This window comes from Sorangium sp. So ce302, assembly GCF_051530145.1.
In the GTDB taxonomy this organism is placed as follows: domain Bacteria; phylum Myxococcota_A; class Polyangia; order Polyangiales; family Polyangiaceae; genus Sorangium; species Sorangium cellulosum_B.
The window spans coordinates 6,392,444-6,412,855 of the sequence record NZ_CP150326.1; the positions used below are offsets into that span (position 1 = coordinate 6,392,444).

The window sequence follows — 20,412 nt, forward strand, 5'->3', positions numbered from 1 at the left end:
CACGTATCAGGAAAGGCTCCCTTCGATGTCATCAATGTTTCGCGCGCAGGCGCGGGCCAGGCGGGCGGCCGCGAGCGCGCCTCATGGGAGCGGGGGAGCGGACGCTGGCACGCGGAGCTCGCCGCCGAAGAGCTCGTCGGCGGTGCAGTTGTCGAGGAACGCGCTCTCCTTACCCAGCTTCAGCTGAGGCTCGGGCGAGCCCTGCACGACCAGCCCGAAGCGGTTGTCCAGGGCGCGAACCCGGGAGAGGCGACCCGTGCTCCGGTCGTACAGGATGCCGGCGCGCGCACAGCCTTCCACCCGCACGTCATCGAGCGCGACGGTGGAGCCGGCGAGCGCGAGGACGCCGTCGGCGACGAGCTCGTCGCGCCGGCTGCCCTGTGCGGCGCGGGGATCACCCGTCACCCCGTCGACGACCGTCTGCGAGATCTCCGCCTCGGAGGCGAACAGCACCACGCCGGCCGTGCGGCTCCCGCGGACGAGGGACGAAGCGATCCGGATCTCGTACCCCGCGGCGGCGACGCCGATGCCCGTGCTGTCGTCGTCGCCGTCATCGTCGTCATCGTCGTCATCGTCGTCATCGTCGTCATCGTCGTCTGATTCGCCGCCCGCGGTGCCGTCGATCAGGTTCCCGATGATCTCGACCCTGCTGCCGAGGATCTCCGTGCCGGCGAAGACGCCGACGGAGCGGTTGCCGCTCACGACATTGCCCGCGAGCACCGCGGTGGCGCCCCGGTAGATGACGATCCCCTGCCCCACCGGCGCGCGGCGGTCCGGCGCGACATGCCCCTCGACGAGGTTGCCTGTCACGGTCGCCTCGGACCCGTCATATCCCACGAGCAGGCCGGTGCCCTCGTTGCTGCGAATGGCATTCGACACGAGCGTCACCCGGCCCTCCGCCACGGTCAGCCCGGCGCCGTCCCCCCAGCCGCCCTCGGCGATGGTGCCTTCGATGAGGTTGCCGCCGGCGATCAGCTCGGCGGAAGAGTCGCCGACGTGAACCCCGGTGCCGCGGTTCCGGACGACCGCGCTGTCGTGGAGGCGCATCGCCGCGCCGCGGGCGACGGCGACGCCGAATCCGCCGAGCAACGACCCGGTCGGGGCCGCCACCGTGCCCTGCACCAGGCTCCGCGTCATCGTCGCCGCGCTGCCCTCGCCGATGACGGCGACGCCGATCTCGGTGTTGCCGAGGACCACGCTCGAGTCGATCGCGACGCGCGCTTGCCTCGCCGCATACACGCCGACGCCGTAAGGCGGGTCGGAGCTCCCGGGGCTCGTCCCGTCGACGAGGACGCCGGAGAGGGTCGCCGACGCGCTGGCCGCCACGAGGATCCCGGACAGCTGGTTTCCAACGACAGCCGTGCTCTCGATCGACGCCTCGGCGCCGTCCTGCACGACGATCCCCTGGCCGTCCGCCGGGTAGCGCCCCGACGACAAGGTCCCCTCGACGAGGCTGCCCACCACGGACGCCGTGGCGCCCGCCTGGAGCGCCGCCACGCCCGCCGCGCGGTTGCCCGTCACGGCGCTCTCCTTCACGAGGAGCGCGCCGCCGGCTTCCGCAAGGGCGCCGATGCCGGTTCCTGCGCTGCCGTCGCGCGTCCCCTCGATCCAGCTCTGCGCCACCGAGAGGCGGGCGCCGTCGCCCGACTGGACGCCGGCATGCATGGCGTCCTTGATGTGAACGCGCTCGAGCGTCACGGCGCTCGCGCCGGTCGCCACGACGCCAGCGCCGTCTCCGCCGATCTCGATCCCCCGGAGCGTCACCTCCCCTGCGTCGAGCACGGCCACGATCGCCGGAGGACTCACGGCCGAGCTGACCCCGCGGATCCGCACGCGCGAGGCGCACGGGCCGGCGATCTCGAGCGGCTTCGTGATGACGACCGGCTCGTCGTAGGTCCCCGCCGCGAGCGCGATCGTCCCGCCGTCGGCGACGAGCCCCAGCGCCGCCTCGATCGTCGTGACCGGCCTCGCCTCGGATCCGTCGCCGTCCGCGCCGGAGTAGCTCGGATCCACATAGACGTTCCCGGACACGCGCGGGACGCTCCCCCACGGCCCGCGCCCGCAGCCGACGGGGCCGTCGACCGGCACACACCCCGCTTCCGGCGTCGCGAACGTGCCTGTCGGGCACCTCGCCATGGCCGGCCTGCAGAGCCCGTCGTCGCCCGCGAGCTCCGGAGCGCAGCGGGGGATGCCAGCGGGAATACAGCCCTCATCGAACTTCGGGATCGTCCCCGCAGGGCATTTCGCCATCGATGGATGGCAGAGTCCGTCGTCCTCCACGAACAGCTCGGCGCACCCCTGGATGCCCACCGGCATGCACGCCTCCGCGGGGCCGAGGACGTGCCCAGGCGCGCAGCTCGGCGCGCGCGGCGCGACGCCCTCGCATGCGAGCGGGGCGCCGGAGCTCCCCGATGCGTCGCTGCACGCCGCGACGAGCGGCAAGAGGGCCGCGATGCAGGCGGCCAGGCAAGATGAACCCGCGCGCGTCGCGCAGAAGCGCATGCAATCCCCTCCTTGGAAAGCGCTGCCTCGCGCGCCGCGGGCTCCCGCTCCTCGGGCGAACAGCTCTCCAGAGCTCCCGCAGCAGCGCGGAGACCGCACGTAGCCTCCATGAACAGGCGCCCCGAGCGCCCGAGATCGTCGAGGAGCCCGCGCCAGGGTGACGAGGACGCCGCCTGTGCGCCTGTGCGCCTGTGCGGCGCCGCGCGAGCTCCTTTAGCGTAATGAATCCTACAACGGGAGATGCGCTCCTGCCAGGCAAAGGAGCCGTGATCGCGCCGACTTTCCCTTCGCTGCAGCGCCACGGACGGCTGCGCCGCGCCGGGTCTCCCGGGCGTGGGCGCGCGCGAACCTCGCTGACACCGAGGCTCGCGCGCGGCCGAGCGTGTGGGTCAGACGTCTTCTGTCAACCACGTTGAACCGGGCGAACGCGGCGCGGAGACGCCCCGCGAGGGCGGCCGCTCCCGCTGCATCGCCGGCCCGCCGTCCGCGGCTGAAGGCGGCGACCGCGCCGTCGTTCCGGACGACGGGGTGACGCGCGGCGCGGCGCAGAGCGCGGCACACCCGCGCGACGACGGCGAGGTCGCCGCAGGAGGAGCGCCGCGCAGGGCCCTTGTCGGCCGAAGTGGGCTGCGCACGGCGTGACCAGATGGCAGCAAGCGATGAGAACATCCCCGCCGACGAGCGCAGATGTCGAGTCGCTGCAGCCCCTGATTGCAGGGATCCACCAGGTCTTCGGAAATGCGGCTTGCCGAGCGCGATAAAGCCGCAAGTCGGGTCGTCCTCCCCCCGTTTCATGCCGTCCCGCCGCGCGCGGCGCGCGGCGCGCCCTGCGATGGACGTCGACATTTGCCTTTCTCCAGCGCTCGAAAGGCGCCCACATCGGCGCTGCGAGGCGGCGCCGACGCGGCGGCTCCCCGGCGCGATGAAACGGGGCAGAACGCTCACCCGGCGCGGATTCAGACAATGCACTTTCGCCGTCGCCGACGCGGCAGGCTCTGCACACGAAGAGTCAGGCACGCAGCCTGCTCTCCACGCCGTTCAACATGCCGGCGCGGGCCCGAGGGCCGTAGCAGGGCATGGAAGGAGGACGGATGGTTCGCTCAATCGATATGAAGATGGCGCACGCGGCGATGCTCTTTTCTGTGTTGATGACCGGGTGCGCAGTCGACGCGGTGGCTCCGCAAGAGGCCGACTTGGACCAGGCTGACGTCGACGTGGCGTCGAGTGAGCAGGCGTTGGAGGACGAGGAAGCGACGGACGAGGAGACGCGGGGCGGCGGCCTGATCGGCGCGCCCGGGATGCCGGGCAAGACCGATATCGGCCAGGCCCCCATCAAGGGCGGCCTCGGCGGCCCCGGTGGCCCGCTCCAGGGCCCCGGCGACATCGGACAGGGACCCTTCAAGGGCGGCCTCGGCGGCCCCGGTGGCCCGCTTCAGGGCCCCGGCGACATCGGACAGGGACCCTTCAAGGGCGGCCTCGGCGGCCCCGGTGGCCCGCTCCAGGGCCCCGGCGACATCGGACAGGGCCCCATCAAGGGCGGCGGCCCGCTCCAGGGCCCCGGCGGCGTCGGACAGGGCCCCATCAAGGGCGGCCTTGGCGGCGTCGGGCAGGGCCCCGGTGGCCCGCTCCAGGGCCCCGGCGACATCGGACAGGGCCCCATCAAGGGCGGCGGCCCGCTCCAGGGCCCCGGCGGCCCCGTCGGCCAGGTCGGGCAGATGCCCGGCGGCCCCGTCGGGCAGATGGGCGGGATCCCCGGCCTCGGCGGCTCCCCGGGCATGGGCGGCTTCGGGTGGCCGCTCGGCATGGGCGGCTATCCGTACGGCGGCTTCGGCTTCCCCGGCGGCTTCGGCGCGCCGCTCGGCGGCTTCGGCGGCGCTGGGTGCTGCGGCGGAGGTGGTTTCCCTGGATCGCTCTTTCCCTGACGTCGTTCCCTGGGCGCGACGGCCACGCTGCCGCCGCGAGCCGCGGTGAATCGATACGAGGGTCCGCCCGAACCTGCGGGGAGAGTCACACAAGCTCCCCGCGAGGCGGGCGGCCCGTCCGTCGACCTGCCTCTGGAGAGCGGGCGCCCTCCATCGAGCGCGGGGCCCGCGAAACGTTGGACCCCCGCCGCGCGGTCGAGGCAGCATACGGCGATGGAAGACGCCCCCCTCCTAGAGCGCGAACCGGAGACCAACATCTTCGGCGAATCCATGGTGGTGTTTCACACCGCCGCGGACCTCATCGGCCTGGCTCCCCGCATCCGGCTGGAGCTCGAGCAGCCCGACTACGAGCACATCTTCTACATCACCACGCAGCTCCAGGACCGCCTCGTCCCCTTCCGCGGAGAGGCGGCCGCGGCCTACGAGCGGCTCCCTGCGTCGGTGATCCCGAACCGGGCCGCGATCACCCCGCTCTTCAACGGCAAGCTCATCCTCCGCCCCGAGGCGCTCCGGACCGGCTCGATCCACGTGCAGGACGGAACGATCCGCCTCGCCGATCAGGGCCTTTACCGCATCCAGCCCGGCGCGTTCGTGCGCTTCAAGGCCTATCGGGTCCAGCACAACCAGGCGCGAGGGCCTTACAAGGGCGGGCTGCGCTTCCACAAGGCCGTGTCGCTCGACCTGTTCAACGCGCTCGCCGCCGAGATGACCTGGAAGACGGCCATCGCCGATGTCCCGTTCGGCGGCGCCAAGGGGGGCATTCGCATGGACCCGCGCGAGCACAGCAAGGAGGAGCTCGAGGCGATCTCGCTCCGGTACATGTACCGGCTGAAGCAGCTCATCGGGCCCAACGTGGACATCCCCGCGCCGGACGTGGGCACGAACGCCGAGGTGATGGCGTGGCTCCTGCGCCAGTACAGCGACGGTGAGCGCGAGCGGGTGAACCACCGCGGCGTCGTCACGGGCAAGGACGTGCGCATCGGCGGCTCCGAGGGGCGCGTCAAGGCGACCGGGCAGGGGCTCGCGTACTGCATCGAGGAGTGGTACGCGCAGCGCGGCGCCACCCTCGCGGGGGCGCGCTTCATCGTGCAGGGCTTCGGCAACGTCGGCTCCGCCGCCGCCGAGATCCTGTGCCGGATGGGCGCGCGGTGCGTGGCCGTGCAGGACGCCGACGGCGCGATCCACGACCCGAACGGCATCGACGTGGGCGCGCTGATGGCGCACGTCAACGAGAACCCGCAGAACCTCCGGCGGTCGGTCGCCGGCTACAGCGACGCCCAGGCGATCGCGCGGGACGATTTCTGGAGCGTGGACGCGGACATCTGCATCCCGGCCGCGCTCGGCGACGCCATCACCGGCGAGGTGGCCGAGCGGCTGAAGGCGAAGCTCGTGGCCGAGGGCGCCAACCGCCCGACCACGACCGAGGGCGACAAGGTGCTCGCGGAGCGCGGCATCAGCGTCATCCCCGACATCATCGGCAACGCGGGGGGCGTGACCGTCTCCTATTACGAGTGGATCCAGAACAAGCGCATGGAGCACTGGACCGAGGGCGAGGTGAACGCGCGGCTGGAGCGCGCCATCAAGAGCAACTACCGCCTGATCTGCGACATCGCGGAGGACCGGCCGCGCCGCTCGGAAGATCACGACTCGACCGGGCTCGTCCTGGGCAAGCGCCTGCCGATGCGGCTCGCCGCGATGGTGCTCGCGCTCAAGCGGATCGAGGCGCACTACATGCTGGAAGGGTTCTCTCAGTGATCTCGGCAAAACGACGAGAGCGGCGCCGGAGTCCGGCCATCCCGCTGGCCGGGCTTCGGGCGAGCGGCGGGCGGACCTAGCGAGCGACGCCGTACCCGAGCTTCTTGATGCCGTAGACCTTGATCTTGTGCTGGAGCGTCCGCAGCGGCAGCTCGAGGCGACGCGCCGCCTCCGTCTGGTTCCAGTCGGACGCGCGCAGCGCCTCGAGCAGGAGCTCGGCCTCGATCTGCTCCAGGCGCGTCTTGAGGCCGACCGCGGGGGCCGCCGCCTGCCCCGGATCGGACGCGCGCGGGGGGAGCGGCTCGGACGGGCGCGAGGGAAGCGGATCGGACGCGCGCTGGGAGAGGGCCGGCGCGACGCCGGGCTCGGACGAGCGCGAGACGTCCACGGCGCGAGAGGGCGTGGGCGGCGAGCTGGGAGAGGTCACCGCCAGGCGGATGCGCTCCGGGAGATCACGCGCCATGATCGCGTCGCCCTCCGCGATCACCACCGCCCGCTCGATCGCGTTCCGGAGCTCACGCACGTTGCCGGGCCACGAGTAGCACTTCAGGAGCGCCAGCGCCTCGGGCGCGAGCGACTGGACCCTGCTGATGTTCGCCGAGTTCGCCTGCGCCAGGAAGCCCGCCGCGAGCGTCGCGATGTCGTCGCGGCGCGCGCGGAGCGGCGGGATGTTCAGCGTCATCGCGTTCAGCCGGTAGAGCAGATCGAGCCGGAACGTGCCCGCGTCGCACATGGCGTCGAGGTCGCGGTGCGTCGCCGCGATCACGCGGACGTCGACCTCCAGCTCCTTGGTCGCGCCGACGCGCGTCACCCGCTTGGTCTCGAGCACGCGCAGGAGCGCGGCCTGCGCTGCCGCGGGCAGCTCGCCGATCTCGTCGAGCAGGACCGTGCCGCCGGCGGCCGCCTCGAAGACGCCCTTGTGCTGCTGGCTCGCCCCGGTGAAGGCGCCGCGCTCGTGGCCGAAGAGGGTGCTCTCGACGAGCAGCGCCGGGATCGCGCCGCAATTCACGCAGATGAGCGGCTCGCCGCGGCGCGGGCTGCCGTCGTGGATGAACCTCGCGAGCACCTCCTTGCCCGTCCCGGTCTCGCCGCGCAGGAGCACGGGGATCGAGGAGCGCGCGGCCCGCAGCGCCACCTCGACGAGCGATCGCATGAGCGGGCTCTTGGTCGCGAGGAGGTGGCCGTCGGCCTCCCACTGGCTCTCCGGCGGCGCGCCCGGCGGGCCCGCCTCGTCGGGCGGCCGGGTGCTGTCGACCTTCGGCGTGACGTAGACCAGCGCGCCCTCCGGGGGCGCGAGGCGCACGGGCTCGGCGGGGGTGGCGCTCCGCGACGCCTCGTGGCTGACCTCGATGAGCTTGTCGATGGACGTCGCGGCGTCGGGGGACACGGCGACCCCCGCGACCAGCACGGGCTCGCCCTCGCGGCGCGCGACGATCGCCTTCGCGAGCTCCTCGGCGAGCTCGGGGGTGACCTCGGGGAGCAGGATCTCGAGGGTGTCGGCGCTGTAGAACGCGACGCGATCGACGGGCCTCAGCGCCTCGCGCACGCGGAGCCCCCAGTGACGGAGGTGGCTCGCCTGCGCGCCGAGCGAGCGGACCACGACGAGCGCGAAACTGCGGCCGAAGAACCTGGACCGCACGATCTCGGCCTGGAGCGCGAAGCGGAGCGCGTCGGAGCCCTCCAGGCCGAACGGGGGCATCTCGCCCCCGGAGAGCACATGGACCGACGCGACGATGCCGCCGAGCAGCACCTCGTCCCCGGCCTTGACCACGCCGCTCTCGACCCGTTGCCCTGAAATGCGCGTCCCGTTGCGCGAGCCGAGGTCCTCCACCACGACCTCGCCGCCCACGAGCGTGAAGCGCGCGTGCCGCCGCGAGATGCTCCTGTCCCGGATCACCACGTCGGCCGGGGCCTCCCTGCCGACGACGACGCCGACGCCGGGGCTCATCGGGGCCATCTCGACGCCGTCATGATGATAGACGAGCAGGAGCACACGCCGCTTCTCCGAGCGCGCGCCCTGGAGGAGCTCCCCTGTCTTGATGGACAGCGGCGCGGTCGTCGCCATGGGGCCGGTCCTGTAACCGCTCACACTGCCCAACTACGCCTCATTCCTCCCAACGGCAACCGGGAAGCGGCGGCGCCCCCGGTCTTCGACGAAAGCGCGCGCGAGGCGTCCGCATGGTAAGAAGGTTGGATGCTGCGTCTCAACGCCGAATGGACACAGGTGCTCCGCCGGTACAAGGAAGACCACCAGGATCCACGCAACCAGGCGTGTCACCAGGTCGGCATACCGCTCATCGTCGCGAGCTTCCCCGTGGGCGCGACGCTCATCGGCCTCCCGCTCGCGGCCGCGATGTTCGCGACCGGCTGGGGCTTCCAGCTCGCAGGCCACTGCTTCGAGGGGAAGAAGCCGTCGTTCGTGGACGACAAGCGGAGCTTGATCATCGGCGTGCTCTGGTGTCTCGAGAAGTACGGCCTGCGCGTCTTCGAGGAGACGCCCGCCCCCTGACGCTCCTCGCCGGGCGCTCCCCGGGCGCCGTCCACGTGCACGGCTGTGACGCGGACAGATCGGCTTCCTGCACCAGAAAACCTGGAACATGGTTTTCTCTGCCACTGTGCTGCATTGCGCAAAGCTTTCTTGACGTGATGCACGCACGGTCGTACCTGTGACGCGGGCGGGGGCGACGACTCTTCCTGTTCGGGGTTCTCGGCAGGCACCGCGCCCGCCGGCGCATCGACGTCCGTCCGCCCGTGCCTCTGTCCCGACGAGCTCCCGGAGCGTCGGGACCGGCCCGCCGCAGGCGATGAGATGGACGAGGACGAGGAGACGGGGGATGGGGAGTGCGGGGAGCATGAGGGGGAAAGTCGCCGTGATCACGGGGGGCACCTCGGGGATCGGGCTCGCGACGGCATCCGCGCTGGCGCGGCAGGGCGCCCGGGTGACCGTGCTCTGTCGCCGGACCGGCTCCGACGGCGCGAGGAAGCTCGCCGCGCTGAAGGTGCTCGGCGAGGTCAACCTCGTCGAGTGTGACCTCGGCCGGCTCGCGTCCGTGCGCGCGGCGGCCCGCCAGGTGGCCGATCGGTGCGGGGTCGTTCACCTGCTCGTGAACAACGCGGGCGTGTTCCTGCGCGAACGCGCGGAGTCGGCCGACGGCCTCGAGATGACGTTCCAGGTGAACTACCTGTCGCATTTCCTGCTGTCGAACTTGCTGCTCGACCGGCTCAAGGCCGCGCGCGACGCGCGCGTGGTCAACATGGTCGCGCCGGTGGACAGCATCCGGCTCGACTTCGATGATCTCATGTCGAAGCGCTCTTATTCGTTCCTCTCCGCCTCCGCGCGGTCGAAGCTCGCGCTCGTGCTCGCGGCGCGCCGCCTCGCGGAGAGGCTCTCGGGCACAGGAGCCCAGGTGCTCTGCTACTACCCTGGCCTCGTGCGCTCAGGGCTGTTCGAGGGGACCTCGCGCGTCCTCAAGGCGCTGATCGACGTCGTGGGCGCGACACCGGCGCAGGCGGCCGCGAACCTCCTCGCGATCCTGGCCGACACGGCGCCCACCGGGAGCCCAGCCTTCTTCGAGCGGACCAGGGCGAGGCCTCTCAAGGGAATGGCGACCGACGCAGAGGCGGCCTCGCGGCTCTGGGAGATGAGCTCGAGGCTCGTCGGCTTCACCTGAACGGAAGGGCCCCCCGGCTCACCGGAACCCCCGCTTCTTGAGCTCCGCGGCGAGCGACGACTGCACGCGCTCGACCTCCCGGCCGATGGCCCGCACCGCCTCCGTCGCGCTCTCGAGCGTCCCCGCGCGCGCCTCCCGATCGAGCCGCGCGCAGAGCTCCTTCAGGCTGGAGGCCGCGAGCGCGTCGGCGCTCTCGTAGAGCGCCCAGGCGAGCCGCTCGAGCTCCCCGAGCGCGCCCTGCGCCGCCGCCTCGCGCATCGAGGCCACCCGGGTCGGGGCCTCCGTGAGGAAGAGCTCGATCACCTCGGTGACGACGTCGGGCTCGACGGCGCGCAGCCCGCCCCGCGGCCGCGAGGAGGCGGGCTGGCCGCGCTTCGACGTCGGCGGGGGCGAGGGCGTGACCAGGGTCGGCGGAACGAGCTCCACGCTCGGCGGCGCGCCGTCGGGGTGGGCGGCCTCGTACGCGCCGGATCGCGACGCCGCGCCGGGAGGCCGCCGCCCGCGGTCGGCCTCGTCCTGCCTCGGCGGCTTCGATGAGGCCGTCGCTCGCGGCGACCTCGGCGGGTGCGCGCGCGCCCCGGCGGACACGTGCTCCGGCGGCAGCCCTGCGAGCAGCCGCAGGCTCGAGTGCAGCTGCGCGCGCCGGATCGGCTTGATGAGCACGGAGGCGACCTCGGCGCGGCTGGGCGCCTCCCTGCCGGCGTAGGTCATGAGGCCGACGCGAACGGGCGCGATCGCGGGGTCCGCCTTGATGCGCTGGAGCAGCATCAGGCCGTCGAGATCGGCCAGCTCGAGGTCGATCAGCACCATGTCGTAAGCGGCGCCGGCGTCCGCCGCCTCGCGCAGCGCGGCCAGGGCGGCGGCGCCGCTGCCCGAGGTGCGGCAAGCGAGCCCGAGCTCCTCGCTCAGCTTTCGCACCACCTGACGCACCGAGCCGCTGTCGTCGACCACGAGCACCCGCTTCCCGGGCAGGTCGATGCGCGGGATGAGCGCGCGCTCCGCGCCGCGCGCGCGCCGCTCGAACGGCAGCGCGAACGAGATCCCATGCCGGCGCGCGTCGATGTCCGCGGGCTCGCAGAGATCGCCGCCCATCGCGACGACCAGGCGCTTCGCGACGGCCATGCCGGACGCAGGCCGCGCTCCCCCGCCCGGCGCGCCCGCTGCCCCCGGCGCCTCCGCGCCGTCCGCGCGCCCTGCGCCGCCCGCGAGGCGCACATCGAAGCGCACCCGCGCGCGCGATCGCTCGGGCGCACCGTCGAGCCTGCCTTTCGCCTCGTCATTGCGGGCCGCGTCGAGCGCGGCGCGCACCAGCACCTCGCCTCGGGGCGCCGCGCCGATCGCGGTCGCCACGACGTTCAGCAGGATCTGCCGCAGCCGCGCGGCGTCGCCGCGCACCGCCGCCGGCACGTCCGGCTCGACGTCGAGCACGAGCTCGGTCCCCTCGTCATGCGCGCGATCGCCGAGCAGCTCTGCCGCGTCCTCGATCGCCCGCCGCAGATCGAAGTCGGCGTGATCGACGTGCGGCCCGCTGCCGTCCGGCTGGCCGAGCGAGATGAGATCGTCGACCATCGAGAGCACCGCGTCGCCGCTGCTCCGGATGCGCCGCGCCCAGGCGCGCTGCTCCGGGTCGAGCTCGCTGTCGAGCAAGAGGCTGCTGAATCCGACGATCCCGCTGAGCAACGTCCGGATCTCGTGCCGCATCTGCGTGACGGCGCTCGCCTCACCCTCCTCATGGGCGATCGCCCATGGCCGCGCGGCCGGCCCCTGCGGCGCGAGCGCGCGCTCCGCGGACTCGCTGCTCCTCGTGCCGGGGCTGCTCTCTGGACCGCTCCGGCGCTGCTCTTTGCCTGCCATCGACGCCCCGCCACGCCGTGGTCGCCCGCCCCACGCGGACCCCACGACGCCGGAGCTTCGAGTGTACTGCTTACAATGCCCCGGAGAGAAGCTCGCCGTGCGCGCCGCGACGACCGCTCCGCGCCGTGCGCGCGCCAAGCACGCGTGATTTACACGCCATTTACGTGTCTTTTACGCCGCTTTACGCCGCTTTTACGCCGCTTTTACGCCGCTTTTACGCGCCATTCACGCAATGTCAGCGTCCGTCAGCTCCCGCGCCCCGCGCCGCGGCGGGGGTGCTCGGCGGCGTCTCCCACGGTTCGCGAGGCGCATGGGGGAAACGCGCGTCCCCTAGCGCCGTCACGACGACGCGCTCGCGATCGACCGCCGCTTCCGCCGAGAGCACGCTGACGGCCGACGGGTCCTCGGACGACGCGAGCGCGCGCCGGCTGTGCCCGAACAGGCGCAGGAGCAGCTCCGGCGGGGCGAAGTCGAGGTCGCTCTCGTGGACGAAGAGCCGCCCGAGGTGCTCGGCGTAGGCGCTGGCGAGCACCTGGAAAGGGATCTTGTCGAAGGCGAGCGCGCGCCGGCGGCTCGCTGCCGCCGACCCGATCAGCGCCGCGAAGAGGGTCGTGTAGATGGCGCGGAGCCTGATCCGCATCGAGGCCGGGCTGCGCTTCAGGGCCTCGCGCAGGAAGTGGACGTTGAGCGGGACGTGGAACGACTCGTCGCGCGTCAGGATCGTCAGCATCTGGCGCACCGCCGGGTACCGGGCTTCCCGCAGCGCGAGGCGGTAGGTCGTCGAGCCGATGGTCTCGAACATGAGGTTCGTGAGCACGATCGTCTCCACCCGCTTCGCGCGGCCGTACAGGCGATAGAAGGTGCCGGTGACGCGGCCCATGGGCCGTACCTCGCCGCCGATGTGCGCGAGGAACTTCGTGAGCAGCTCGCGGTGCCACCCCTCCTCGTCGCCGTAGAGCCGCAGGCACTCGCCGAGCTCGGGGTCCCAGCCGCTCACCTCGTCGGCCAGCGCATGCGCCTGCATGAGGCCGGACTCCTCGGCGCGGAACGCGGCGTTGAAGAAGGCTATCGCGGCCTGGCGCTCTCCCTCGCTCTCCCACGGGATCGGCCGGGAGAGGTCGAGCTCTTCGTCGTACATCCGCTCCGCGCGGCGGCGCAGCATGCTGAGCCACCACGAGGTGGCGCGCTGGACGGGGGGCTTGCGGGAGATCGGCTGGGACGCTGCAAAAAGCATCGGGCAAGGACCCCGTCGGTGACGGATGAGGAGCCGCCTCCTCGATCGCGCACGACGGGACGGGACGGGCGGCACCATAGCGCAGTTGTTCGGCGCGGCGCACCCGGGAGCGCCGCGCGCCCGAGCGCGCGTCGAGGGCGGAAGGCTGCTCGGGGGCGACGGATCCCTGCGCGCTCGCCTGCGCGCTCGATCGACGGGCCGACGGGGGGCGACGGGGGACGACGGGCGGACGACCCGGGGGGCATCGTTCGTCGCCGTGGCGCGCTTTGTACGCCCCTCCGGGTGGGATACCATAGTCGACCCACTGTGTTCTTCGAGCAGCTCGAGCTCCCCCTCGGAGGGCTCTATCCCCAGACCGAGCCCACCCGCATCCCACGGACCCGGCGCGTCTTCGTCAACCGCAACCTCAAGCTGGCGGGGATCGACTGGGTCGGCTTCGACATGGACTACACCCTGGCGATCTACAACCAGACCGAGATGGACAACCTCTCGATCCAGGGGACCGTCACGAAGCTCGCCGCGCGAGGCTACCCCGAGGAGCTCCTGCGGCGCCTCCGCTATCCGATCCACTTCCCGATCCGCGGCTTGCTGATCGACAAGCGCTTCGGCCACGTGCTCAAGATGGACCGGTTCAAGGTGGTCCAGCGCGGGTACCACGGCCTCCGGGAGCTCACGAAGGACGAGCTCCGGTCGCTCTACCAGCACCGCAAGATCCGGCCGAACACCGCCCGCTACCACTGGATCGACACGCTCTACGCGCTGAGCGAGGCCACGCTCTACGCCGGCATCGTCGACGCCCTCGAGGAGCGCGGCGTCGCGCTCGACTACGCGCGGCTGTTCACCGACATCCGCGAGTGCATCGACGAGGCGCACCGGGACGGCACCATCCTCGACGTCGTCCTGTCCGACCTGCCGCGCTTCGTCGAGCGCGACCCGAACCTGGCGCAGACGCTCCACAAGTTCCGCTCGGCGGGCAAGAAGCTCTTCTTGCTCACGAACTCGCGCTGGCCGTTCACCGAGAAGATGATGACGTACCTGCTCGGGGACGCGATGCCGGAGTACCCGAGCTTCCGGCACTACTTCGACGTCATCGTCGTCGCCGCGCAGAAGCCGGCGTTCTTCCAGGAGCGCCGCCCGCTCCTCATCCGCGACGGCGCCGAGCCCCGCCCCGCCACGGCCCCGCTCGAGCGCGGCGCCATCTACGAGGGTGGCAACCTCAACGACTTCGAGAAGTTCCTGAACATCTCCGGCGACCGGGTCCTCTACGTCGGCGATCACATCTACGGCGACATCCTCCGCTCCAAGAAGGAGAGCGCGTGGCGCACGGCGATGATCATCCAGGAGATGGAGGCGGAGGTCGCCGCCCACGAGTCGTGCCGCCGCGAGCACATGGAGAGCGCCCTGCTCGAGGGGCGCCGCGAGGAGCTCGAGGACCAGCTGCGCTTCTACCAGCAGCGCTACAAGGACCTCACCCGCAAGATCGAAGAGGAGCAGCAGAAGAAGAACGGCGCGACCAACGGGGGCGGAGCGCCGCTGCTCGCGGAGGCGAACGGCGAGCACGTCCAGATCGACTACGCGACGTCGTTCTACGAGGCCGAGCGGGGCCGCACCAAGCGCGCGGTCGAGCGCATCCGCGGCCAGCTCCGGGCCGTCGACGCGGAGGTCGGCAAGCTGGAGCGCGAGATCGCCCGCCGCTTCCACCCCTACTGGGGCTCGCTGCTCAAGGAGGCGAACGAGACGTCCAGCTTCGGCGATCAGGTCGAGGAGTACGCCTGCATCTACACGTCCCGCGTCTCGAACCTGCTCGCCTACTCGCCGCTGCAGTACTTCCGGAGCCCGCGCGACCTGATGCCGCACGAGCTCTGATCGCCGAGGCCTCCGCGCCGGTGCGCGGGCGCCGCATGAGGAGATCGCCATGAGCATCGCCCGCCCCCGCCCGCTGTTCGTCGCGCTCGTCGCCCCCGCCCTCTTCGTCGCCGGCTCCGCCGGCTGCGGCAAGCGGGCCTGCTTTCACTGGACCGCGCTCGAAGGGGCGTGCCCGTCGAGCGACGAGGCGCGCGTGTTCTTCGAGAACCCAGGCTGCGTGAGCGCCATCGAGTCCATCGACAGCGAGGCGGATTTCGACGGCGAGCTCTGCTGCTACGACGTCACCACGGTCGACACCGGCGACGAGGAGTGCACGACGGTGCAGGGGCCGATGTCCGGCAGCGCCGGCGGCGGACGCCCCCCCATCCCCAAGTAGCCTGGAGGCGCAGCGCGCGGCCTGCGTGCGCGCCTGCGCCGCGTCACTTGCAGCAGCGGAAGCCGGTCGAGTAGTCGTGGTACCCGCGCGAGTGCGCGGTGGTCTTGTACTCGCAGCCGTCGCCGTGCTTGGCGCTGTCGAGGTAGTAGCCGCCGCGGAAGGTCCCGCGCGGCGCGCTCGTCCACTCGTGCAGGTTGCCCACCATGTCGTGGACGCCGAAGCTGCTCTTGCAGCGGCGGAACGCGCCCGAGGACGCCAGCGTGCCCGGGAGCTGGTTCAGGCGGGCGTCGTTCATGTTGGCCCACGTGAACGCCGACTGCGGGGCCTCGCCCCCCTGGCCGAAGTAGCGGTTGAACGACGAGACGCCGCTGTCGTTACAGGCGCCGCGCTCCCGCTCGCGTCCGTAAGGGAACACCGTGGCGCGCTTGCCCCTGCACGCGGTGACCCACTCGTCGTCCGTGCAGAGCCGCTTGCCGGCGTTGTGGCAGGCCGCCTCGGCCTGATCCCGGCTGATGTACGCCTGCGGCTTCACGCCGCGCCGGTTCACCGCCTTCACCTTCAGCTTGCCGACCGGCTCGAACGGCGAGTGCCGGCGCTTTCCTCCGCCGGAGAGCAGCTCGACGGTGCTCGCCTCGAAGCGGTCGATGCAGAACGTCCCACGCACCGAGGCCATTCCCGCGGGGCACGCGGCGCGCGCGGCGGCGGCCGTCCGGGGGCTCGGTAGCCCGAGGACCGCGAGGCCGAGCGCCGCGACGCCCGCGGCGAAGGCCGGCGAGCGCGCGAACGACAGGACGGGCCGGCGCGCGAGGGGGTGAGGCGGGAGAGGCGGTCGCATCACGGAGAGGCCCAGGCCCGGGGCGAGCTCCTGGCCATAGCCGATCCCCGGCGCGGCGGGCAAATCGCCGCAGCTGGCGGAGGCGGGCCCGGACGCGCGCGCTGCTGGCGCTGGACGAGCGGGCGATTTCGGTCACGCTGGCGCTCCCATGACAGCCACCGCCCCGCCCGCCGCCGGCGCCACGGCCGCGGGCTCGCGCGGCGACCTCCCCGCGCCCGCGGGCTCGCCCGGCGATCTTCCCACGGCCCTGCTCCGGAGCTCCCCCGCCGACTTCATCGTCGAGGAGCTCCCCGCCTACGCGCCGAGCGGCCGCGGCGAGCACGTGTTCGTGACCTTCCGCAAGACGGGGCGCACCACGCTCGACGCGGTCCGGGCCATCGCGCTCGCGCTCGGGGCCGACCCGGGCAGCGCCGGCTTCGCCGGCATGAAGGACCGGCACGCGATCACCACGCAGACCGCATCGTTCCAGCTCCCCCTCGCGCAGGATCCGGCGCCCCTGCTCGAGAAGGCCGAGCTGCCCGGGATCGAGGTCCTCGCGGTCGCCCGGCACGACAACAAGCTCAAGCCGGGGCACCTCCTCGGCAACCGGTTCCGGATCGCGCTCCGGGGCATCGCTCTCGCGGCGCTCCCGCTCGCCGAGCGCCGCCTCGCCGAGATCGGCCGCGCCGGCGTGCCGAACGCGTTCGGGCCCCAGCGGTTCGGAAGGAACGGCGACAACCCCGAGCGCGCGCTCGCGTGGATCGCGGGCCGGGAGCGCGGGCCCCGCGACAAGCGCGAGCAGCGGCTGCTCTTCTCGGCGCTCCAGTCGCTCTGGTTCAACGAGGTGCTCGCGCGCCGCGAGGCGGACGGCACCTGGAGCGCCGTGCTCCCCGGCGATCTCGCCAAGAAGCGCGACAGCGGCGGGCTGTTCCTCGTGCCGCTCGAGGGCCCGGAGCTCGCGGACGCCGAGGCGCGCGCCGCCGCGCTCGCGATCTCGGCGACGGGCCCGATGTTCGGCCGGAAGATGCGCTGGCCCGAGGGCGCCCCGGGCGCGCTGGAGCGCGAGGTGCTCGCGGCGGCGATCGGCGATCCTCGCAGGCTCGACGCGTTCGCCCACGCCGGAGAAGGCACGCGGCGCCCGCTGCGCCTGGAGGTGGACGGCCTCGAGGTATCCACCTTGGAGGCGGCCGCCGGCGAGGCGGCGGTGAGCGCCACGACGCCAGGAGCAGCGGACGATCCGGATGTACGGCACGGAATCGTCGTCTCGTTTGTGCTACCGAAGGGCGGCTACGCGACGACCGTCCTTGGGCGAGTCTTCCGGCTCGTCGACGCCTCCGCCCCCCGGCCCTCCATCGGCAGGCCGGGGGCGGGCAGCGCCCCTCCTCCGGAGGAGGACGAAGTCGAGGAAGGGCAGCCCGCCGTCGACCCGTAGAGGATCTTCGAAGCGCGGCTCCCCCCCACCCCCCCATCGGAAAGGCACCAAGGAACAAGATGAACCTCGTCGAGTGGCTGCAGCGCATCATGGTCGGATTCGGGGCCGCCTGGGTCATGTGGTTGATGATCGCCCTCAGCGTCGTCTCGGTCGCCATCATCCTGGAGCGCGCCTGGTTCTTCTGGTCGCTCCGCGACGATCTCACCGTCCTCGCGCGGGATCTCAGGACGTCCCTCGACGACTCGATCGAGGCGGCGCGGCGGCGGATGGACGCCTCGCCCTCGGCCGAGGCGGCGGTCGTCGCGGCCGGCCTCGCGGTGGCGCACCAGGGGCCCGAGGCGGCCGAGGAGGCCATGGCCGGCGCCGCGGCGCTCCAGCGCATGAAGCTCGAGCGGCGCCTCGCCTACCTGGGCACGCTCGGCAACAACGCGCCGTTCATCGGGCTGTTCGGCACCGTCATCGGCGTCGTCGGCGCCTTCGACGCGCTCGGCCAGGCGGCGAAGACGCCGGTGGCGCAGGCCACGTCGCAGGCCATGGCGCCGCAGGCGGTCATGTCGAGCATCGCCGAGGCGCTCGTCGCGACCGCGGTCGGCCTCGCGGTCGCCATCCCGGCGGTCGCCGCGAACAACTTCTTCCAGCGCATGATCAAGTCGACGCTCGCCAACACCGAGGCGCTGACGCGCGTCCTGCTCGCGCACCTCAAGATCGATCCGGCGTTCGCCGGGGCCGCGCCCGCCGCCGCCGTCGAGCAGCCGCGCGGCAAGGCCGCGAGGGCGTCGCGGCAGGACGAGCACAAGAAGGGCGGCGCGGGCGAGGAGGAGCGCTGATGGCCGCCACGAGCCGCAACGACGATGACGAGATGATCAGCGGCATCAACGTCACGCCGCTCGTCGACATCACCCTCGTCCTCCTCATCATCTTCATGGTGACGGCGAAGATCATCGTCTCGCAGTCGCTCCCCCTCGACCTGCCGAAGGCGGCGCAGGGGCAGGAGGTGCAGCTCATCTTCGGGCTCGAGCTGCACGCGAACGGCGACACGCTCGCCGACGGCAAGAGGCTCGCGAACGAGGACGCCATCCTGCCGATCGCGCGCGAGGCCCAGGCGAAGAACCCGGAGCTCCGCGCCGTGATCCGCGCCGACACGACGGTCCCGCACGGCCGGGTGATCCGCGCGCTCGATCTGCTGAAGCAGGCCGGCGTCTCCAAGATCGCGTTCGGCGTGACGCCGATCGCGCCCGAGGCCGGCGCGGCCCCGGGTACGGCGCCGGGCTCCCCCGCCGCGCCTCCCCCGGCAGCCCCCGCGCCCGCAACCCCGAGCCCCGCGCCGTGAGCGCGCCGAGCGAGACCTTATGAGCCAGGTCACGAGCGATCGCGCGGGGGCGGTCCACGACGGGCGCCGCCGGGGCAAGCGCAGCGGCGCTGAGCCCGGGGGCGCCCTCGATCCCTCGACCCCCCTCGCCTCGCCGGCGCCTGCCCGCGCCGGCGATCGTCGGCGCGGCGCGGATCCGCTCGCCGCGGTGCTCGCCCTCGGCGACCGCGCGTCGCGCGTGGGCGCCTTCCTCGGGGTCACGCTGGCGGTCACGAGCCACGGCGCGGCCTCGGCCCGGGCCATCGTCTCGGGGTCGCTGCGCGACATGCGGCACGTGGTCGAGGAGATGCGCACCGGCATCCACGACTACCTCTGGGCGATCTACGAGGTCGACATCCCGCCGCCGAAGGTCGAGGCGCCCAAGCCGCCGGAGCCCGAGCCGCCGCCGCCGGCGCCTGAGCCCGAGCCCGTCCCCAAGGTCGCGCCGCCTCCCCAGGCGAACACCCCGCCGCCCAAGGACGACCCGTACGAGCCGCCCCCGGCCGCCGCCGAGGCCTCGAAGGTCCTGACGAAAGAGCCGGATCCGGACGAGGTCCTCGACATGACCGATCAGGGGATCGCGAGCGGCGAGGGGCAGGGCGTCGGCTACGGCCAGGTGGCCGGCGCGGGCACGGCGAAGACCCCCACGTTCAACCCGAACGCGAAGGTCGGAGGCGTCGTCGGCGGCAAGGGCACGGGCGACCCGGTCCCGCCCCCGCCCCCCGCCGGGCCGGACCGCTCCGCGCCGCCCGGGCTGATCGGCAGCAGCAACTGGAACTGTCCTTTCCCTCCGGAGGCCGACGTCGACCAAATCGACCAGGCGAAGGTCGTCCTCATGGTCACGGTGCGCCCCGACGGCAGCCCGCTCTCGGTCAAGGTCGTCAGTGATCCTGGACACGGCTTCGGTCGCTCCGCGCGCATGTGCGCGCTCGGCCGTCGCTACAACCCCGGCAAAGATCGCTCGGGCGCTTCGATCGCCGCCACGACGCCGCCCATCACGGTGACGTTCACGCGCTAGCCGCTCGCCGCGAGCTCCCTTTAAATTCGCTCCGCGCCCTTCGCCTCGGTTATCCTCGTCGACGGCTTGTGATCGTCCCCGAACGGATCGAGCAGCTCTCGAAGGTCCCCCTCTTCAAGGGCCTCACCCCGGCCGCGCTGGAGCTCATCTCGCGCGTCGCGAGCGAAGAGACGCACGCCCTCGGCACCAAGATCTTTCAGCACGGGGATCCCGGCGACAAGCTCTACATCCTGCTCGAGGGCAAGGTCCGGATCAGCCGAGAGATCGCCGGGATCGGCGAGGAGGCGCTCGCGGTGCTCGGCCCGGGCGCCGTGTTCGGCGAGATGGCGCTGCTCGACGAGGCCCCCCGCTCCGCCGACGCGCGCGTCCACGAGCGCTGCCGGTTGCTCACCGTGTCGAAGGACGCGTTCGAGGACCTGCTCTTCCTGCACAAGGAGCTCGCGTACGAGGTCCTCTGGAACGTCGTCCGGATGCTCGTCCAGCGGCTCCGCGAGACGAACAACAAGCTCACGTTCCTCTCCGTCTCAGGCAAATTCGAGTAGAGTGCCGGCCAGATCGCCCGGCGACCGTGGGAGCGCGCCAGCGCGGCGCGGCCTGCCGCACGGGGGGCGGCCGTTCGG

General features: G+C 72.5%; 16 protein-coding genes. 11 read left to right on the forward strand and 5 right to left on the reverse strand.

The window, feature by feature from the left end; translation table 11 throughout:
• Positions 1–81: 81 nt before the first annotated feature.
• Positions 82–2,502, reverse strand: a complete 2,421-nt coding sequence (locus WME73_RS24075; protein ID WP_437917190.1) for a right-handed parallel beta-helix repeat-containing protein — start codon at positions 2,500–2,502, stop codon at positions 82–84.
• Positions 2,503–3,593: 1,091 nt separating this feature from the next.
• Here WME73_RS24075 and WME73_RS24080 point away from each other — a divergent pair.
• Complete coding sequence (locus tag WME73_RS24080; RefSeq protein ID WP_437917191.1) at positions 3,594–4,424, forward strand: hypothetical protein; 831 nt, start codon at positions 3,594–3,596, stop codon at positions 4,422–4,424.
• A gap of 213 nt (positions 4,425–4,637) precedes the next feature.
• Positions 4,638–6,179, forward strand: a complete 1,542-nt coding sequence (locus tag WME73_RS24085; protein ID WP_437747723.1) for a Glu/Leu/Phe/Val family dehydrogenase — start codon at positions 4,638–4,640, stop codon at positions 6,177–6,179.
• 76 nt (positions 6,180–6,255) lie between these two features.
• Here WME73_RS24085 and WME73_RS24090 read toward each other — a convergent pair whose 3' ends face one another.
• Positions 6,256–8,244 carry a sigma 54-interacting transcriptional regulator gene (locus WME73_RS24090; RefSeq protein WP_437917192.1) on the reverse strand — a complete coding sequence of 663 codons (1,989 nt, stop codon included), beginning with the start codon at positions 8,242–8,244 and terminating at the stop codon, positions 6,256–6,258.
• A gap of 129 nt (positions 8,245–8,373) precedes the next feature.
• Here WME73_RS24090 and WME73_RS24095 point away from each other — a divergent pair, with 129 nt between their 5' ends.
• Together WME73_RS24095 and WME73_RS24100 are read left to right on the forward strand one after the other, a co-directional pair.
• Positions 8,374–8,688 (forward strand): Mpo1-like protein, encoded by a 315-nt coding sequence (locus WME73_RS24095; protein ID WP_012236939.1) that lies wholly within the window; start codon positions 8,374–8,376, stop codon positions 8,686–8,688.
• Between the two features lie 343 nt (positions 8,689–9,031).
• Entirely contained in the window at positions 9,032–9,850 is an 819-nt protein-coding gene (locus tag WME73_RS24100) for an SDR family NAD(P)-dependent oxidoreductase (RefSeq protein WP_437747725.1), read from the forward strand.
• A gap of 18 nt (positions 9,851–9,868) precedes the next feature.
• On the opposite strand, the gene WME73_RS24105 is transcribed toward WME73_RS24100, so the two are convergent.
• Both WME73_RS24105 and WME73_RS24110 read right to left on the reverse strand, forming a co-directional pair.
• Complete coding sequence (locus WME73_RS24105; RefSeq protein ID WP_437917193.1) at positions 9,869–11,704, reverse strand: response regulator; 1,836 nt, start codon at positions 11,702–11,704, stop codon at positions 9,869–9,871.
• 235 nt (positions 11,705–11,939) lie between these two features.
• A complete protein-coding gene (locus WME73_RS24110; RefSeq protein ID WP_437917194.1) occupies positions 11,940–12,938 on the reverse strand; it encodes a ferritin-like domain-containing protein in 999 nt (332 codons plus the stop codon).
• Between the two features lie 306 nt (positions 12,939–13,244).
• Between WME73_RS24110 and WME73_RS24115 the strand changes: the two genes are divergently transcribed.
• Together WME73_RS24115 and WME73_RS24120 are read left to right on the forward strand one after the other, a co-directional pair.
• Positions 13,245–14,804, forward strand: coding sequence for an HAD-IG family 5'-nucleotidase (locus tag WME73_RS24115; protein WP_437747728.1), 1,560 nt, complete (start codon positions 13,245–13,247; stop codon positions 14,802–14,804).
• A 49-nt stretch (positions 14,805–14,853) separates the two neighbouring features.
• Positions 14,854–15,180 (forward strand): hypothetical protein, encoded by a 327-nt coding sequence (locus WME73_RS24120; RefSeq protein ID WP_437747729.1) that lies wholly within the window; start codon positions 14,854–14,856, stop codon positions 15,178–15,180.
• Positions 15,181–15,223: 43 nt separating this feature from the next.
• Here WME73_RS24120 and WME73_RS24125 read toward each other — a convergent pair whose 3' ends face one another.
• The gene (locus WME73_RS24125; RefSeq protein WP_437917195.1) at positions 15,224–16,015 is read right to left on the reverse strand and encodes an SUMF1/EgtB/PvdO family nonheme iron enzyme; all 792 of its coding nucleotides are present in this window, start codon (positions 16,013–16,015) and stop codon (positions 15,224–15,226) included.
• Between the two features lie 148 nt (positions 16,016–16,163).
• On the opposite strand from WME73_RS24125, the gene truD reads away from it, so the two are divergent.
• The 5 genes from truD (at position 16,164) to WME73_RS24150 (ending at position 20,334) form a co-directional block, all read left to right on the forward strand.
• Complete coding sequence (truD, locus tag WME73_RS24130; RefSeq protein ID WP_437747731.1) at positions 16,164–17,426, forward strand: tRNA pseudouridine(13) synthase TruD; 1,263 nt, start codon at positions 16,164–16,166, stop codon at positions 17,424–17,426.
• A gap of 59 nt (positions 17,427–17,485) precedes the next feature.
• Positions 17,486–18,253 (forward strand): MotA/TolQ/ExbB proton channel family protein, encoded by a 768-nt coding sequence (locus tag WME73_RS24135; RefSeq protein WP_437747732.1) that lies wholly within the window; start codon positions 17,486–17,488, stop codon positions 18,251–18,253.
• Positions 18,253–18,756: an ExbD/TolR family protein gene (locus tag WME73_RS24140; RefSeq protein ID WP_437747733.1), complete on the forward strand. Its 504-nt coding sequence runs from the start codon at positions 18,253–18,255 to the stop codon at positions 18,754–18,756. Before WME73_RS24135 ends, WME73_RS24140 begins: the two co-directional genes overlap by 1 nt.
• Positions 18,757–18,775: 19 nt before the next feature.
• On the forward strand, positions 18,776–19,792 hold the full coding sequence (locus WME73_RS24145) for an energy transducer TonB (protein ID WP_437747734.1): 1,017 nt from the start codon (positions 18,776–18,778) through the stop codon (positions 19,790–19,792).
• Positions 19,793–19,860: 68 nt separating this feature from the next.
• The gene (locus tag WME73_RS24150) at positions 19,861–20,334 is read left to right on the forward strand and encodes a cyclic nucleotide-binding domain-containing protein (RefSeq protein WP_012236950.1); all 474 of its coding nucleotides are present in this window, start codon (positions 19,861–19,863) and stop codon (positions 20,332–20,334) included.
• Positions 20,335–20,412: the final 78 nt, after the last annotated feature.